The organism is Acetatifactor aquisgranensis (assembly GCF_943193215.1).
Classification (GTDB): domain Bacteria; phylum Bacillota; class Clostridia; order Lachnospirales; family Lachnospiraceae; genus Acetatifactor; species Acetatifactor aquisgranensis.
This window is the reverse complement of record NZ_CALPDH010000017.1, coordinates 22576-38248: the sequence shown is the minus strand read 5'-3', so window position 1 is coordinate 38248 and position 15673 is coordinate 22576. Positions and strand designations below refer to the sequence as shown.

14 protein-coding genes are annotated in these 15673 nt (G+C 55.7%); 5 read left to right on the top strand and 9 right to left on the bottom strand.

Going from position 1 to position 15673, the window contains the following annotated elements; translation table 11 throughout:
- Nucleotides 1–3: 3 nt before the first annotated feature.
- The 4 genes from NFS35_RS15310 to NFS35_RS15295 all read right to left on the bottom strand — a co-directional run bounded on the left by NFS35_RS15310 (nt 4) and on the right by NFS35_RS15295 (nt 5424).
- Nucleotides 4–3081 carry a heavy metal translocating P-type ATPase gene (locus NFS35_RS15310; protein ID WP_251207998.1) on the bottom strand — a complete coding sequence of 1026 codons (3078 nt, stop codon included), beginning with the start codon at nt 3079–3081 and terminating at the stop codon, nt 4–6.
- Nucleotides 3082–3127: 46 nt separating this feature from the next.
- Complete coding sequence (locus NFS35_RS15305) at nt 3128–3463, bottom strand: metal-sensing transcriptional repressor (RefSeq protein ID WP_251207997.1); 336 nt, start codon at nt 3461–3463, stop codon at nt 3128–3130.
- A 131-nt stretch (nt 3464–3594) separates the two neighbouring features.
- The gene (locus tag NFS35_RS15300; protein ID WP_251207996.1) at nt 3595–4647 is read right to left on the bottom strand and encodes an SGNH/GDSL hydrolase family protein; all 1053 of its coding nucleotides are present in this window, start codon (nt 4645–4647) and stop codon (nt 3595–3597) included.
- Nucleotides 4648–4752: 105 nt separating this feature from the next.
- Nucleotides 4753–5424, bottom strand: a complete 672-nt coding sequence (locus tag NFS35_RS15295) for a PTS glucose transporter subunit IIA (protein WP_251207995.1) — start codon at nt 5422–5424, stop codon at nt 4753–4755.
- 256 nt (nt 5425–5680) lie between these two features.
- On the opposite strand from NFS35_RS15295, the gene NFS35_RS15290 reads away from it, so the two are divergent.
- Nucleotides 5681–5896: a cold-shock protein gene (locus NFS35_RS15290; RefSeq protein ID WP_251207994.1), complete on the top strand. Its 216-nt coding sequence runs from the start codon at nt 5681–5683 to the stop codon at nt 5894–5896.
- Nucleotides 5897–6053: 157 nt separating this feature from the next.
- Here NFS35_RS15290 and NFS35_RS15285 read toward each other — a convergent pair whose 3' ends face one another.
- From NFS35_RS15285 to NFS35_RS29700, 3 genes are all read right to left on the bottom strand, one after another.
- Nucleotides 6054–7109, bottom strand: a complete 1056-nt coding sequence (locus NFS35_RS15285) for a tetratricopeptide repeat protein (protein ID WP_251207993.1) — start codon at nt 7107–7109, stop codon at nt 6054–6056.
- On the bottom strand, nt 7099–7341 hold the full coding sequence (locus tag NFS35_RS29310; RefSeq protein ID WP_330640255.1) for an MscL family protein: 243 nt from the start codon (nt 7339–7341) through the stop codon (nt 7099–7101). Before NFS35_RS29310 ends, NFS35_RS15285 begins: the two co-directional genes overlap by 11 nt.
- A gap of 138 nt (nt 7342–7479) precedes the next feature.
- A complete protein-coding gene (locus NFS35_RS29700) occupies nt 7480–7680 on the bottom strand; it encodes an AAA family ATPase (RefSeq protein WP_275564694.1) in 201 nt (66 codons plus the stop codon).
- Between the two features lie 191 nt (nt 7681–7871).
- On the opposite strand from NFS35_RS29700, the gene NFS35_RS15270 reads away from it, so the two are divergent.
- Nucleotides 7872–9212, top strand: a complete 1341-nt coding sequence (locus NFS35_RS15270; RefSeq protein WP_251207991.1) for a DUF4317 domain-containing protein — start codon at nt 7872–7874, stop codon at nt 9210–9212.
- Nucleotides 9213–9300: 88 nt separating this feature from the next.
- Nucleotides 9301–9660 carry a YccF domain-containing protein gene (locus NFS35_RS15265; protein WP_251207990.1) on the top strand — a complete coding sequence of 120 codons (360 nt, stop codon included), beginning with the start codon at nt 9301–9303 and terminating at the stop codon, nt 9658–9660.
- A 61-nt stretch (nt 9661–9721) separates the two neighbouring features.
- Here NFS35_RS15265 and NFS35_RS15260 read toward each other — a convergent pair whose 3' ends face one another.
- Nucleotides 9722–9877: a hypothetical protein gene (locus NFS35_RS15260; protein ID WP_251207989.1), complete on the bottom strand. Its 156-nt coding sequence runs from the start codon at nt 9875–9877 to the stop codon at nt 9722–9724.
- Nucleotides 9878–9985: 108 nt separating this feature from the next.
- Nucleotides 9986–11332 carry a C1 family peptidase gene (locus NFS35_RS15255; protein ID WP_251207988.1) on the bottom strand — a complete coding sequence of 449 codons (1347 nt, stop codon included), beginning with the start codon at nt 11330–11332 and terminating at the stop codon, nt 9986–9988.
- A gap of 471 nt (nt 11333–11803) precedes the next feature.
- On the opposite strand from NFS35_RS15255, the gene feoB reads away from it, so the two are divergent.
- Complete coding sequence (feoB, locus tag NFS35_RS15250) at nt 11804–14164, top strand: ferrous iron transport protein B (protein ID WP_251207987.1); 2361 nt, start codon at nt 11804–11806, stop codon at nt 14162–14164.
- A gap of 74 nt (nt 14165–14238) precedes the next feature.
- Nucleotides 14239–15615 (top strand): MATE family efflux transporter, encoded by a 1377-nt coding sequence (locus NFS35_RS15245; RefSeq protein WP_251207986.1) that lies wholly within the window; start codon nt 14239–14241, stop codon nt 15613–15615.
- Nucleotides 15616–15673: the final 58 nt, after the last annotated feature.

The window sequence follows — 15673 nt, the reverse complement described above, 5'->3', positions numbered from 1 at the left end:
TTGTTATTTTTCCGCAATCCCCTTTACTTCATATCCTGCCTCTACCACCGCTGCGGTCAGTGTCTCATCCGAAACCTCCCCGCCCAGCTCTACGGTGGCCGTCTTCTCCTCCAGGCTCATTGTGACGGCGCTTACGCCCTCCAGCGCCTCCAGCGCTTTCTGCACTCTGCCTGTGCAGTGGCCGCACATCATTCCCTCAATCGTCATTACCTTTGTCATAGTTTCCTTCCTTTCCGCGCGGTCTGCTGCCGCGCCTGTTGTTGTTTCTGTCTCTGTCGTCTCTCTCATCCCGGCCGGGGACTTCTCCTCCTGCCCTGCCCTATCCGGCATCTCCGCTGCCGCTGCGGCATCGTCCTGTGCTGCCGGCCTTTTCCTTTTAGAGGAAGCAAATCCGCTCTTGAATCCCCTAAGCCGCAGCGCATTGCCCACCACGAAGATGCTGCTCAGGCTCATGGCAGCCGCGCCGAACATGGGCTTCAGCTTAATCCCAAATACAGGATACCACACTCCGGCCGCTAATGGAATCCCTATCGCATTATAAAAGAATGCCCAGAACAGATTCTCCTTGATATTGCGGATGACTGCCCGGCTTAAACGGACCGCTGTCACCGCGTCCCGCAGGTCGCTCTTCATCAGGATGATGTCCGCGCTCTCCATGGCCACGTCCGTCCCCGCGCCGATTGCCATGCCCACATCCGCTGCCGCCAGGGCAGGCGCGTCGTTGATGCCGTCTCCTATCATGGCCACCTTTGCGCCCTCCGCGATCAGCTGGCTGATTTTCTTCTCCTTATCCTGGGGCAGGACCTCCGCCACTACCTCGGTAATGCCCAGGCGTCTCCTCACCGCCTCCGCGGTCCTCCGGTTATCCCCGGTGAGCATCACCACCCGGATTCCCATTTCCTGGAACTTTCTGATAGCCGTCTCAGACGAGGCCTTGATTTCATCCGCCACGCCGATGAAGCCTAAGAGCCTCCCCTCCCGGGCCACCAGCAGCGGCGTCATTCCCTCATCCGCAATGCTCCGGATTCCCTGTAATACCATGGGATCTATGGCAATTCCGTTTTCCTCCACATAGGCCTGATTTCCCACCAGGTACCGGGTTCCGGCCTTTGCCCCCGCGTCCTTTCGTGCCAGGACGGCCTCCCGCCCCGCTTTTGAGGGCTTACCGGCCTTTGTTGCTTTCCGTGCCTTTCCGGCAGCCGGGCATGTATCTATGCCCTCATCAATTGAGGCTCCATTGCAGTCTTCCGGTTTTTCCGTCCCGTCTGCCGGAGCAAAGTCTGCTGCGCTTTTTTCCCGGGAATCCTCCTCCGGCACCAGATTAACCGATGCAGCAGGCCCATCCTCTTCGGGCACAAACCGCCGGGGCGGCATATCTTCTGCCAACACGCCCTCCACGCCCCTGCCGAACACTGCCTTGAACTCCTTTATGTCCGGCAATGGCAGCTTCATGACGGCGGCATGCTCCACCACGGCCTCCGCCAGGGGATGCTCGCTTTTCTTCTCCAAAGCCGCCGCAATCTGCACCATAGTATCCACGGACATATCCTGCACAAAAACGCCCACCTGCATGCACTTCAGCTTTCCCGCCGTGATGGTTCCCGTCTTGTCCATGACCACGGTGTCGATTTCTCTGGCCCGCTGCAGCGCCTCGCCGGACTTAATCAGAATCCCATGGCCTGCCCCTACGCCGGTGCCCACCATGATTGCCACCGGCGTGGCCAGCCCCAGCGCGCAGGGACAGGATATCACCAGCACCGCGATGGCCGTGGAGATGGCGAACTCAGCCCCCGCTCCCGCAATCAGCCACACAATCAGAGTCACCAGCGCAATTCCGATGACTACAGGCACGAATACGCCTGCCACCTTATCCGCCAGCTGGGCGATGGGAGCCTTGCTGGCGCTGGCCTCCTCCACCAGGCGGATGATCTGGGACAGCGTGGTGTCCTCCCCCACCCTGTCGGCCCGGCATTTCAAAAATCCCGCCTTGTTCACCGTGGCGGACACCACCTTGTCGCCCGCCTGCTTCTCCACAGGCACGCTCTCCCCGGTAATCGCCGCCTCGTCCACGCTGGAATATCCCTCCAGCACCGTACCGTCCACCGGCACCAGGCTCCCCGGCTTCACCAGAAAGATATCGCCGCTTACCAGTTCCTCCGTGGGCACCTCCACCTCGCTGCCGTCCTCCGAAAGCAGGATGGCGGTCTTGGGCGACAGGTCCATCAGCTTTGTGATGGCCTCGCTGGTCTTGCCCTTGGAGCGGCTCTCCAGATATTTTCCCACCGTAATCAGGGTCAGGATCATGCCCGCGGACTCAAAATACAAATCATGGGAATACTGCTCCACCAGCCCCATATCCCCATGCCCCAGCCCGAAGCTGATACGGTACATGGCAAAAATGCCGTAGACAATCGCCGCAGAGGCCCCCAGCGCAATCAGGCTGTCCATATTCGGGCTCAGATGCCGCAATGTCTTAAAGCCCACGGCAAAAAATTTCCGGTTCATATATATGATGGGCAAAAGCAATAGAAGCTGTGTCATGGCAAAGGTCACGGCATTCTCATTCCCATGGAGATACCGATGCACAAAGCCCGGAATCGGCAGCCCGAACCACTCGTTGTACATATGGTACATGGCCACATACATCAGGGGAAGCAGAAAGCCGATGGAAATGCCCAGCCGCCACTTCATGGCTCTTGCCTCCTCCGCTGCCTTGCGCTGAACGCTGTCCCGGCCGGGGGCGGCTGCTCCGCTTCCCTGACCGGCGGCCAGGCTGCAGGCTCCTCCGTCGCAGCCCGGAGACGCTGCCCCGGCCGCGCCCTGCCCGCCGCCTTTATCAACTATTATCCGCGTCTTTCCGCCCGCTCCGCCGATAATCAGAGATGCGCCGTATCCGGCTTTCTCCACGGCACTGATGATTTCCTCTCTTCCAAGCTTCTCTTCGTCATAGCTGACCTCCATGGTCTCCGTCAGCAGGTTCACCGAAGCTTTCTCTATGCCTGCCAGCTTATTCACCGCTTTCTCCACATGGGAGGAGCAGGCTGAACAGGTCATGCCGGAAATATGATATCGTTCTTTCATGCTTCTTTCCCTTTCCTTTTTCTGTCCTGATTCCAAAAGCCGCCTGTCACTTCAGCTTCTTCATCAGTTCCACCGCTTCTTCCACCACCGCAAAATTCCCTTTCTGAATCTCCTCCACCACACAGGTCTCCATATGCTCCTGTAAAATCAGATAGGCAAAGGACTGCAGCGCGCTCTCCACGGCAGCCACCTGGGTCAGCACCTCTCCGCAGTAGCGGTTCTCATCCAGCATCTTCCCGATGCCGCTTAACTGGCCCGCCATACGGTTCAGGCGATTCTTCAAAGCTTTCAGCTCTTTCTCGCTCCGTGGCGTGGCTTTCTGATGACAACAGCAATCTTTCTCCTCACATTCCCGACTCTTCGTAGTATTTCCCTCAGCCATCTTTCTATCCTCCAATCCAATTGTTGCCTGTTGCAGGATGCAAAATACCCCATAGGGGTATCTATCCTCGCATTTACAGGATATACCCCCACGGGGTATTTGTCAAGTGTTTTTTTATGAACCTCCTTTTCTCAGCCTGCCACCAGCGACGCCGCCAGCACCTGGGCATAAACCCTCACCAGGAAATCATTGGGATGATTGATTCCGTTCCCCGTTACATGCTCAAAGTCCTTCTGGGACAGAATATATTCGCTCACATCCGTCATCGGGGCCACCGCCACGCCCGGTGTCTGGGCCGCGATTTTTTTCAGGTTCCATTGGTACATGGGCTGGAAACAGGTCCAGCCTGTCCCGTCCGGGTTCGGCAGCATGGTGGCTATCAGCAGAAATTCCGCCTCGGGCATCGCCTTACGCACTTTCCGTATCATCTCCCGCACATTTGCCTCATACCTGCGGGGATTGACGCCTCCTCCGTCATTCATGCCAAAGCCCAGCACCACCAGGTCCGGCCTGTGGGCGCACACCCGCTCTTCAATTTCCGTCAGGCCCCAGGCGCTGTCGGTTCCGCCTACCGCGGTGTTCACTTCTTCAATCTCCTCATACCCCCAGCGGGTTTTCAGCTCCATCGTCACCAGTTCCGACAGCTGCGGCGCGAAAGGCTCTATGTTCCACATGCTGCTGGCGTCACACCCCGCTGTGATGCTGTCCCCATAATACACTATCTTCACAGGCTGACGGTTCCGCAGAAAATCCGCGGTCCTGCGCAGGATCTCCCCCTGATACGCAGGCACCACTCCGCACCACCTGTCCTGATGGGCATAAGTCACCAGCACCTGACGGGCAGCATATGCATCCGCGGTGTCGAACCGGATGAACTTCCCCTGCTCTGTCCTGCTGCTGATTGTAAAAGCCGCGGGCTGCTCCAGATAGAACTCCTCATAATTCCACACAGGAATCTTTGAATCCGGCAGCCGGACCAGCATGCCATCCTCCAGAATATAGTCTTCTCCTTCCCGGTAAACCGTCTTCCTGTCCGCAGCGGAGACCCCGAGGACCTTATCCGCCCGATAGATTAACGGCGCGGGCCTTATCCCGCCGTCTGCTCCCCCGATAAACATCGCCGATTCCTCATACACCGTATTCCCGGTCCAAATCGGAACCATACGCTCTTCCTGCCATCCCATGACGCCAACTCCTCCTTTGTCCGTATTTCACCTTGTTCTTTGATTCTATTGTACCATCCCTCCTCCCCCCGTGCCAACCATATATTCCTGCTGTTTTTCAGCTCCTCATCCAAACGCCCTGTCCCGAATCGGAATCTCCTGTCCGGCTTCTCCCTGGATCCGGAAAATCTCTTCCCCAATCCTGACCTGCTCTCCTGCGGTCTCTTTCACATTTCCCCCATACCGGCAGCCCTCCACGCAGACGCTCACCCGGCAGGAAGCCCCTGCCATCTCCAGCCTTTTTTTGTCAAACTCTATCAACAGCTTCCCTTTCCCTACGATTTCATTCTGCATGATTCTGGGCCGATAGTATTCTCCCATCAGTTCATCGTCCCCGTCTCCCACCTGGACATACAGCTCCGCCCCGAACTCCGTCACCAGCCGGAAAGCGTTTCCCATGGGAAAAAGCCTGGTAATCTTTCCGTTGGCAGGCGCATACACACAATCGCAATTGGGATCGATCACTACCACTGACCGCTCACCGTCCTCCCGCACCTCCGCAAAACCGGACACAGGGCTTCCCACAGACCAGTGCACCTTTTCCACCTCGTGATGCCCCTTTTTACTCCAGGGAAAGCCCCTCCCCGCTCTTGTCTGTGTATCCTCTTCCATGGAACGGCCCTCTTCCATTTCTCCCTGCTCATCCGGGGCCAGATCCTGCCCGTACATGGAGACCCTGCCCAGCATGAAGCCCACCACCACCGCAGTCATCATCCACATCACACCCAACATCATCATTTTGAACCAGTCCTTTCTATATTCAGTATGATACCAAGTTTTCCCTATATAAAAAAAAGTTATTCTATCTTAAAAAAAGTTATTGACATTTTGGGAAAAGCAAGCTATACTCATAGTCGTATTCTAAATGAAAGTCATGGAACTCACATATTTTTGTAAGTCACTATTACTTTGATGATGGTTTACAAAAATATGTGATTTTTTTGCCCGACGTTTAAGAATCACAAATTTTTTATTACTTAAAGGAGGTACCACAATGAACAACGGTACAGTTAAATGGTTCAATGCACAGAAGGGTTATGGTTTCATCACAAACGATGCAACCGGCGAGGAAGTATTCGTACATTTCTCCGCTATCAACGCTGACGGATTCAAGTCTCTGGAGGAAAACCAGAAGGTTACTTTCGACACTGAGTGCGATCCTCAGAACAGCAGCAAGATTCGCGCTACTAACGTAACCGTAGTAGGCTAATCGCTCCTGCCGAACCAGATAACAGGGCGGAGGTTCCTCCGGAAGGAATCCCCCTCCAAAAAGAGCCGGGCTCATCGCCCGGTTCTTTTTTAACTTGCCGCAAACCGGAAGAATGCCCGCTTTGGAGCTCTGCCTGTTTTTGGCAAGGCACGCTTTGTCATCTGCTGGACAGGAATTCGTACTCTCGTCTGGCCTGCGCGTCGTCAGGATAGTTCTTCAGATAATTCTCCATCAATATGCCGGCCTGGCGGTAATCCCCCAGATACTCATAGGCCACGATTTCATTAAAGGACAGGGTCTGCATCATGGTCACGTTCTGCAGCTGCATGCCCGCCTGAAAGGCATCCAGGGCATTCCTGTACTCCCCTTTCGCCATCTCACAGAGCCCCAGCTGGTTATAAATCTCCGCATTGCCCTCGTATTTCTCCAGATAGCTGTTGTAGACGCTTGCGGCATAATTGTAATCCCCGGTAGCCTCATAGGATTTGCCCAGATACAGATAGCTCTCCACGCCTCCGCTCTCTCTGGCTTCTTCCAAAGCGAGATATGCGCTCTGGTACTCTCCCAGATAATAGTAGATCCGCCCGCTGGCGTACTTGTCCATATTCTTGTCTCCGGCTTCCAGCGCCGCCTGCAGATATTCCCTGCCGGCCTCCCCATGGCTGTAGTAATCCAGCACCTGATAAATCTCTATCAGCCTGTCGTAATTCTTCGCGTCCATGGCAACGACTTTATCGAAGTCCTGTTTCGCACCCTCGTAGTTCCCCTGCGCCAGCCGCACATTGCCCCGCAGGAAATAGGCATCCTCATTGCCGGAGCGCAGGGAAAGAATCGCATCGTAAATGTCTTCCGCCTCGCCGTATCTCTCGCTTTTTGTATAAGCGGCTGCCAGATAGAAATTCAAATCAAAATCCACGTTCTGCACCAGCCCGTTGCTCCCCGCAAGCGCCTCCTCGAAGCAGGCGGCAGCCTGTTCATAATCCGTGAGCCCCATATAGGCGATTCCCCTGGCCCTGTGGATCAGGCGGACATTCTCCCCATTCTCCTCCGCCAGACTCAGCTGCTCCAGGGCGCCCTCGTAATTCAGCTCTCCAATCATCTGCATGGCGCTCTGAATCCGCTCCCCGCCACCGCCGCAGCCACCAAGAACCACCGCGATCGCCGCCATCACTCCGAGGCATGCATATCTTTTTCCAATATTCTTACGCCGCATGTTCATCCTCCAGGTGTGAAGTACAGTGGGGACATCTGACCGCCGTAATAAAATTACCGCAATTCAGTACAGGTGCATTCTCCCCGCTGCCCAGCGTCACTGTCAGGTAGCTGAAATCCGTGCCTCCCGCGATTACGCCCACTGCCATATCCAGCACATTGCCTCTCATGATGAATTTCCTGAATTCCGCGATGAATCCCTTTCCGTCAAAATTCTTCCTGTCCTTTTTCATATCATATTTACACCTTTCCCGGACATCTGTCATCCACGGCAGATACCTGTCTTTTGCGTATTCGGCCTGCTCCCGCCCAGGGCTCGCAGGAACTCCTTTTCCATAGTAACACAAGATTTTTTGCCACACCGACCCTGATTATGGCCTGATTAATGTGTCTCCCACATCCTTCAGGCTGATGGATATCGCCGGAAACCTTCCTGTATATTTGCCGCAGTGTTCCCTTTCCCTGTAGATTTCCAAGCCGTCAAAACGACAACTGCCGCACCCTGGCTCGAAGAAACATTTCCGCAGGCTCATATTCAGCGTCCTGCCGAAACGCCTCGGCCGGGCGGGCAGGTTTACACAGACCTGTCCACCTGACGATTTTCTGCAGCTTTCTGAGACTCATTCTAACATACCGGCGCGGCTAGTTCAACCAAATATTCAAAGTTCATCCTGACACTTGCCCATTCCAAAAATTTGGTATATACTTGACTCACAGCCGCGAACGCGGACAATGCGCGCCAAAGCGCGCGGGAGGTACAGACATGACGAAACAGGATATATCGGAGATCAAAAAGCTCCTCACCCCCAAGAACTGCTCCATCACCCGCATCTGCGGCTGCTACGTGGACGGGGAGAAGAATAAGAAAGCCCTCTTCGGGCAGGCCTTCCTGGCGTTGCCGGAGGAGGAGATGTTCAAATATTTCGAGATTCTGCGGAAGGCCCTCTCGGGCACTTTGGGCAAGAACCTGCTGAACCTGGAGTTCCCGCTTTCCGGTGAGTGGATCGAAAGCCCGGCGGCGGATGGAGACAGCCCCTCTTCTATCGGTGCATCGGAAGCAGTTCCCAGGGATATGGCTTTAGATGACGCGGCGGCAGGCAGGAATGTCCTAACAGACGAAGGCGTTTCAGGAATCGATGGAATGCCTTCCCCGGGGACCGCTACAGAAAAAAGCCCTGCCACAGATGCCCTGAATGCTCACGGCCTTCTCCTGAAGCTCCGGGAGAGCAAGCTAAAGGACGAAGCCCTGTTGGAGGAATATTTCGACCGCATCATAGAGAACTACGAATTCGTAGGCAATTACCTGATTCTGTTGGTGCACGATGTCTACGACGTGCCCGGCAGGGCCTCCGATGGTATGGAGATGGAGGATGCCTCTGATGAAATCTATGAGTACATACTCTCCTGCATCTGCCCTGTGGAGCTGTCCAAACCGGGGCTGAGCTACAATCCCGAGGAGAACGCTTTCCAGAACCGGGTCAGGGACTGGGTGGTGTCCCTGCCGGACAGAGGCTTCCTCTTCCCCGCTTTTAATGACAGAGGGGCGGACATCCACAGCCTGCTCTACTATTCCAAGAATCCGGATGAGCTCCAGGAAGGCTTCGTGGACCGGCTCTTCGGCTGCCCCCTGCCCCTGTCCGCAGGCGACCAGAAAGAGACCTTCCAGACCCTGATTGAAGATACCCTGGGGGAGGACTGCAGCATCGAGATGGTAAAGGACATCCATGAGCGCTTCACGGAGCTGGCCCAGGAGAACAAGGAGGCCCCGGAGCCCGTGACCCTGGACAAGACCCAGGTCAGGACCATCCTGGCGGACAGCGGCGTGGCGGACGAGAAGCTCACCGAGTTCGACAAACACTATGACGAGACCGCCGGGGAGAGCACTTCCCTGCTCATGAACAATATCATGGAGACCCGCTCCTTTGAGGTAAAGACCCCTGATGTGGTCATCAAGGTCAAGCCGGACCGCACGAACCTGATCGAGACCAAGCAGGTAGACGGCAGGGAATGCCTGGTAATCGCGCTGGACGGCGGAGTCGTGGTCAATGGGATTACGGTGCGGACGGCTGGCGGCCCGGAACCGGACGGAGCGGACTGCATATAATACATATCATATGAAAGGCTCTGTCCGTGCGGCATGACGGACACCCTGAATCTTCATTCATGCTGTGGCACACTTACGGAGGTAATATATGGGCTGTTTAGGTAATCTGATTTGGTTCCTCTGCGGAGGATTATGGCAGGGGCTGGGCTGGACGCTTGCGGGCATTCTGTGGTGCGTCACCGTCATCGGCATCCCCATCGGGACACAGTGCTTCAAGTTCGCTTCCCTGGCATTCTTTCCCTTTGGAAAGGAAATTGAATACGGGGGCGGGGCCATGTCCCTCCTGGCCAACATCCTGTGGATCATCATAAGCGGGATTCCGCTGGCCCTGGCCGCCGCCATAAACGGCATCCTGCTGTGCTGCACGATTATCGGCATTCCGTTCGGGCTGCAGTGCTTCAAGATTGCAAAGCTGGCGCTGATGCCGTTCGGGGCCACGGTGCGCTAGGCGGGGTTCCCGTTCTGCCGCAGGCAGAGATTCCCCGTCTAAGGGCCGTCCCGCGAGTTTTTCAGGTCCTCTTCCCCCAGGCCTCAATGACACAGGTATGCTCCTTGCTCTTCCTGTCGAAATTGATTCCTATGGGGAGAATCTCCCCCATATAGTCCTGAATCCATGAGGCATACTGCCTGTCCTTGATCTGCAACAGCCAGCAATTTTTATCCATGAAATACTCCCGTAAGGCCAGAAAAAGGGACTGCATTACCGCAGTCCCTTTCCTCCGGTTCCTGCCAAGGAACCGATTATGTGTCTCCCATGCAGCTACAGATGAAGTCTAGCCTCTCACCACAGCCAGCGATCCCATGGGATCCCAGGGCTCCAGCAAAATCGGCTCCGACTCGTACTCTTTCACCAGTTCCTCTGAAAGATACTTCTTGTTCACCACAATCTGGTACATGTACTCATCGAACCAGTCGTCGCTCATGACATAGTAGCCTTTCTCACCGGGCTCTTCGCCCCAGCTGTTCTCCACCCGCCAGCGGTTGGGCTTGCCGCTCTCGTCCAGGTTCACGCCCTGGAACACCATGGCGTGGGTCATCAGGCTCTCGCCGTAGTCCAGCCGCTCGGCCTTGTCCATGCCGAACTTCATGCCCAGCAGCTCCTCCAGCTTGTAGACATTGGTGTCCATGACGCCGCCGTCCCTTGTGGAGCACTTCCCTACATCACAGCCGAACCATACGGGAGACCCGTCTTTCATCTGGGCGATGGCCGCTTTCTTGAGCTCCTCAATCTCCAGATTCAGATAGCGCACCTGACGGCCCTCTTTCACATTGCCCAGGAACTTCACGCTGTAGCTTCTGTGATAAGGCTTGTCCGCTGTGGGCGCATTGATTAAACTTATGTAGTCATTCAGGTTCAGTCCCACGTATTTCTCAAAGAATGCTTTCGGCGTCAGGCCGCACTCTCTGATGAACTTGCCGTCCTTGTCCTCCACCTCGAAATCGAAAGTCTTGGGAGGCTCTCCCAGGCAGATGCACAGAATCCTGTAAATCTCGCCCAGCATCTCTTCCTTCCGGCTGGCCAGCTCCTCGCGCTTTGCCCCATCTGCGTAAGCCTTGCGCAGACGGCAGGCATCCTCACGCAGCTTCACGGTCAGCACCCAGTCCATCTCCCCGGAAGCAGAGGAAGCCTTGGACTCAGGCATGGCGTACTTGGGGACCACGCCGTACTTGTCCACCAGGCTGCAGAGCATATCCCACTGTCCGCCATCATTCATGGGCGCAGACAGAAGCCATGCGATCAGACGGCTTCCCGTAGGCTCATCCAGTGTGTCCAGAATGCTCTCCAGGAAGAAATTCGCTTTCTCCAGCTTGTCATAGAAGAACATATAGCTCTGGGAAATCTCAAAATTCTCCAGATTCAGCTTCTTGATGACCTCGAACCGGAATGTGTTCAGCGCCGCGAACATCCAGCAGCGGCCGCTCTGCTTCTGGTTGGTGATAGCGCCCTGCTTCAGATTGACTGAAAAGCTGTGGCGCGAGGTGCGCTGCGCCTCCCCGTTCTTCGCCGATGCTTTCAGGCCATTCTCCACGACGGCGTTCTTCGCCACCTGGCAGGCCGCGTCGGCGCTGCAGTTTTTCTCGAACTGCTCCAGCAGTTCCTTTGTGATACTTTCGCTCATGTTCATCCCTCTTTCGTCAGACTCCGGGGAAAAGGGTTCGCGTACTTTCCCCTGTCCTGCATATAGTTAGTGAAGCATTTTGATTATACTCTTTCCTGCGGATTTCTGCAACTTGATTTCGACATTTTTCCCGCCATTTTTACCGCCTCATGGCCCAGGCCGTCTCCGCCGCCCTTCACCTCTGTCTCTCTATCATAATCGCTCCCCTGTATACAGAATCCCGTCCGCCATGATTCCCTTTACGAAATATTTCTGTACTTTGTCCGGCTTGCAGAGAACAGATATTGAATCTTAATGATTCCCCTTGACAAATCTTGTCGTAATGCAGTATATTTATTTCGATATTGACTGACCGCATTGTTGGTCTGGCATCTCTACGTGACGAAGGCGAAAGCCCGGATACGGCGAAGCGGCTGTATCCGGGTTTCTCTTTTATCCCGCAAGTATTTACGGAAGCGAGGAACGGACATCATGACCTTAAAAGAATTGCCAATCGGAAAATGGGCCACTATCGAAGCTGTGGGCGGCGAGGGCGCGCTGCGGCAGCACTTTCTGGATATGGGCGTCATTCCGGGCACAGACATCCTGTTGATCAAATATGCCCCTCTGGGAGACCCTATGGAATTCATGCTCCATGGCTATGAGCTGACCCTGCGGGTGGCTGACGCCGAGAAGATTACCATTCAAAATGTACGCGCCTCCGCGCCGGAGGTGTCCCTGCCCGGACAGAAAGAGGACAAAAAATCAATCGTCCACCCCGGACTGGGCGAAGGCGGCAAATACCATGTGAAAGCGACAGAGAATCCTCTGCCTGACGACGCGCAGCTGACTTTCGCCCTGGCCGGGAACCAGAACTGCGGCAAGACCACCCTCTTCAACCAGCTCACGGGCGCCAACCAGCATGTGGGCAATTTCCCCGGTGTCACCGTGGACAGGAAGGATGGCGTCATCAGAGGGCACAGCAATACCCTGATTACTGACCTCCCGGGCATCTACTCCATGTCCCCCTACTCCAGCGAGGAAATCGTCACCAGGCAGTTCATCCTGCGGGAACATCCCAAGGGCATTATCAATATCGTGGATGCTTCTAATATAGAGAGAAACCTCTATCTGACCATGCAGCTGATGGAGCTGGACATTCCCATGGTGCTGGCCCTGAACATGATGGACGAGGTCCGGGGAAATGGCGGCTCTATCCAGATCAACGAGATGGAGGACATGCTGGGCATTCCCGTGATACCTATCTCGGCGGCAAAGAATGAGGGCATCGACGAGCTGGTATCGCATGCGCTCCATGTGGCCAAGTTTCAGGAACGCCCCGGCAGAATCGATTTCTGTAAGGAGGACCAGCACGGAGGCGCCGTGCACAGATGTCTCCACGCCATCATGCACCTGATAGAGGATCACGCGAAACGGGCGGATATCCCCGTGCGCTTCGCCGCCGGCAAACTCACCGAGGGGGATTCCCGCATTCTGGGGGCCCTCGGCCTGGATCAGAACGAAAAAGAGATGCTGGAGCATATCATCTGCCAGATGGAGGCAGAGAGCGGCATGGACCGGGCCTCCGCCATCGCTGACATGCGCTTTTCCTTTATCCAGGAAATCTGCAGCGCCACTGTGGTAAAGCCCGGGGAGAGCAAAGAACATGCCAGAAGCGCAAAAATCGATAAGATATTGACGGGAAAATATACAGCCATCCCCGCTTTTCTGGGCATCATGGGCATAGTGTTCTGGCTGACATTCAATGTAATCGGCGCATGGCTCCAGGAACTGATGGCCATGGGCGTGGATTTCCTCGCGGGGCTGACGGACGCTGCCCTGAGCGCGGCCAACGTGAATGAAGTGCTTCATTCCCTGATCATAGACGGCATTTTTAACGGCGTGGGCAGCGTCCTGAGTTTCCTCCCCATCATCGTGACCCTGTTCCTCTTCCTCTCTCTTCTGGAGGACAGCGGTTATATCGCCAGGGTGGCTTTCGTCATGGACAAGCTGCTGCGCAAAATCGGCCTGTCCGGCCGGAGCATCGTGCCTATGCTGATCGGCTTTGGCTGTACGGTTCCCGGCGTGATGGCCACCAGGACTTTGCCCTCCGAGCGGGACCGGAAGATGACCATCCTGCTGACTCCCTTTATGAGCTGCTCCGCGAAACTGCCCATCTATGGCTTTTTTACCGCAGCTTTCTTCCCGGGGCATGGCGCTTTCGTCATGATAGGATTGTATGTGCTGGGAATGCTTCTGGGGATTCTGCTGGCTCTCCTGATGAAAGGAACCGCTTTCAAAGGAGAGGCCGTCCCTTTTGTCATGGAACTGCCGAATTACAGACTGCCGGGAGCAAAGAATGTAGGGCGGCTTCTCTGGGACAAGGCAAAGGACTTCCTCCAGAGGGCTTTTTCCGTCATCTTCATCGCCACCATTGTCATCTGGTTCCTGCAGACTTTCGATTTCCATCTGAATATCGTGGCGGATTCCCAGGACAGCATGCTGGCCGCGGCAGCGGGCGTCATCGCCCCTGTCCTGAATCCCCTGGGATTCGGTGACTGGCGGATGTCCACCGCTTTGATTACGGGCTTCATGGCTAAGGAAAGCGTGGTCTCCACCTTGAATGTGCTGTTCGGCACCACGGAGATGCTGTTTACCGTTATCACGCCCATTGCCGCCGCCAGTCTGCTGGTATTCTGTCTCCTCTACACGCCCTGTGTGGCCGCCATCGCTTCCGTGAAGCGGGAGCTGGGCTGGAAATGGGCTGCAGGAGTGGTGGCGGGCCAGTGCGTCATCGCGTGGATTGCGGCCTTCATCGTCAGGCTGATTGGGCTGGCGTTCGGTTTGGGTTAAAGAGATGGCAAGAGTCTGCTACAGAAAATCAGAGAAAGCGCAAGATAAGCGCAATACCAAAGGGAGTCGAAACTATGCTGACAAAGGACAAGACTTTTTACAAGACTTTTTTTAAATTGATGAGCGCCCTGATGCTTCAGCAGGCCGTGGTGTTGAGCGTGAACCTGGCGGACAATGTGATGCTGGGGGGCTACTCTGAGACGGCCCTCTCCGGCGTGGCGGCGGTGAACCAGATTCAGTTCATCCTCCAGCAGCTCATTTTCGGAATCAGTAATGGCATGGTGGTGCTGGCCAGCCAGTACTGGGGCCAGAAAAAGACTGACCCAGTCCGCAGGCTGATGGCCATTGCTTTCTGGGCCGCTCTGGGCATTGCCGCGCTCCTCTTCGCTCTGGTAAGCCTGTTCCCCCATGGGGCTGTGGGCATCTTTACCAATGATGAGGCTATCGTCAGACAGGGAATGGATTATCTGGCAATCGTCCGGTTCAGCTACCTGTTCTTCGCCGTGACCACCATTCTGCTGGGCGGCATGCGGGTGGTGGAGAAAGTGAACATTGCGCTGTACGTGTCCATCGTGGCGCTGCTGCTGAACTGTTCCATCAACTACACCCTGATAAACGGCCGCTTCGGCTTTCCGGAGATGGGTGTGCGAGGCGCTGCCATCGGTACATTGACCGCCCGCATCGTGGAATGCCTGATTGTGGTCTGCTATGTGCTGCTTCGGGATGAACGTCTAAAACTGCGGGCTAAAGACCTCATCACCATGGATTCCGCACTGTTGAACGACTACATCCGCGTCAGCTTACCTGTGGTGACCACCGGATTCCTGTGGGGCTGCAATACGGCTCTGCAGACTGTAATCCTGGGGCACATGTCCTCCGGGGCCATCGCTGCCCACTCCATCTCCTCCACCATCTTCCTGTTCCTGAAAGTCACATCGGTAGGCGCTTCCTCCGCTGCCGCTATCCTGACCGGGAAGACCGTGGGCAGCGGCGATGTGGCTAAAGTCAAGGAATACACCAGGACATTCCAGGTAATCTTCCTCTGCATCGGCGTCCTGCTGGGAACCATCCTGTTCCTGATCCGCATCCCATTGCTGAGTCTGTATGTGCTGGAACCGGAGACGGAGAGCCTGGCCAATGCTTTCATTCTGATCGAGTCCACCGTGCTGGTGGTGATGTCCTACCAGATGTGCATGAACACCGGCGTCATCTGCGGCGGCGGCGATACCCGGTACGTGATGATTATGGATCTGATTGTCATCTGGTGCATCGTCATCCCGCTGTCCTTCGCATGCGCGTTCCTCTGGGATGCATCCCCGGTCATCGTGCTGCTTATGCTGAACGCGGATCAGTATCTGAAGTGCATCCCGGCCGCCATTTACGGGAACAGTTTCCGCTGGATCCGGAGCCTGACCCGCACCGATGAAAGGAACGAGCCCTCCCCGGGCTGAACGCTTCGGGGAGCCCCTGCCTTTTTGTATGGCAGCACAGTCAGCGGCAGGGGCCTGT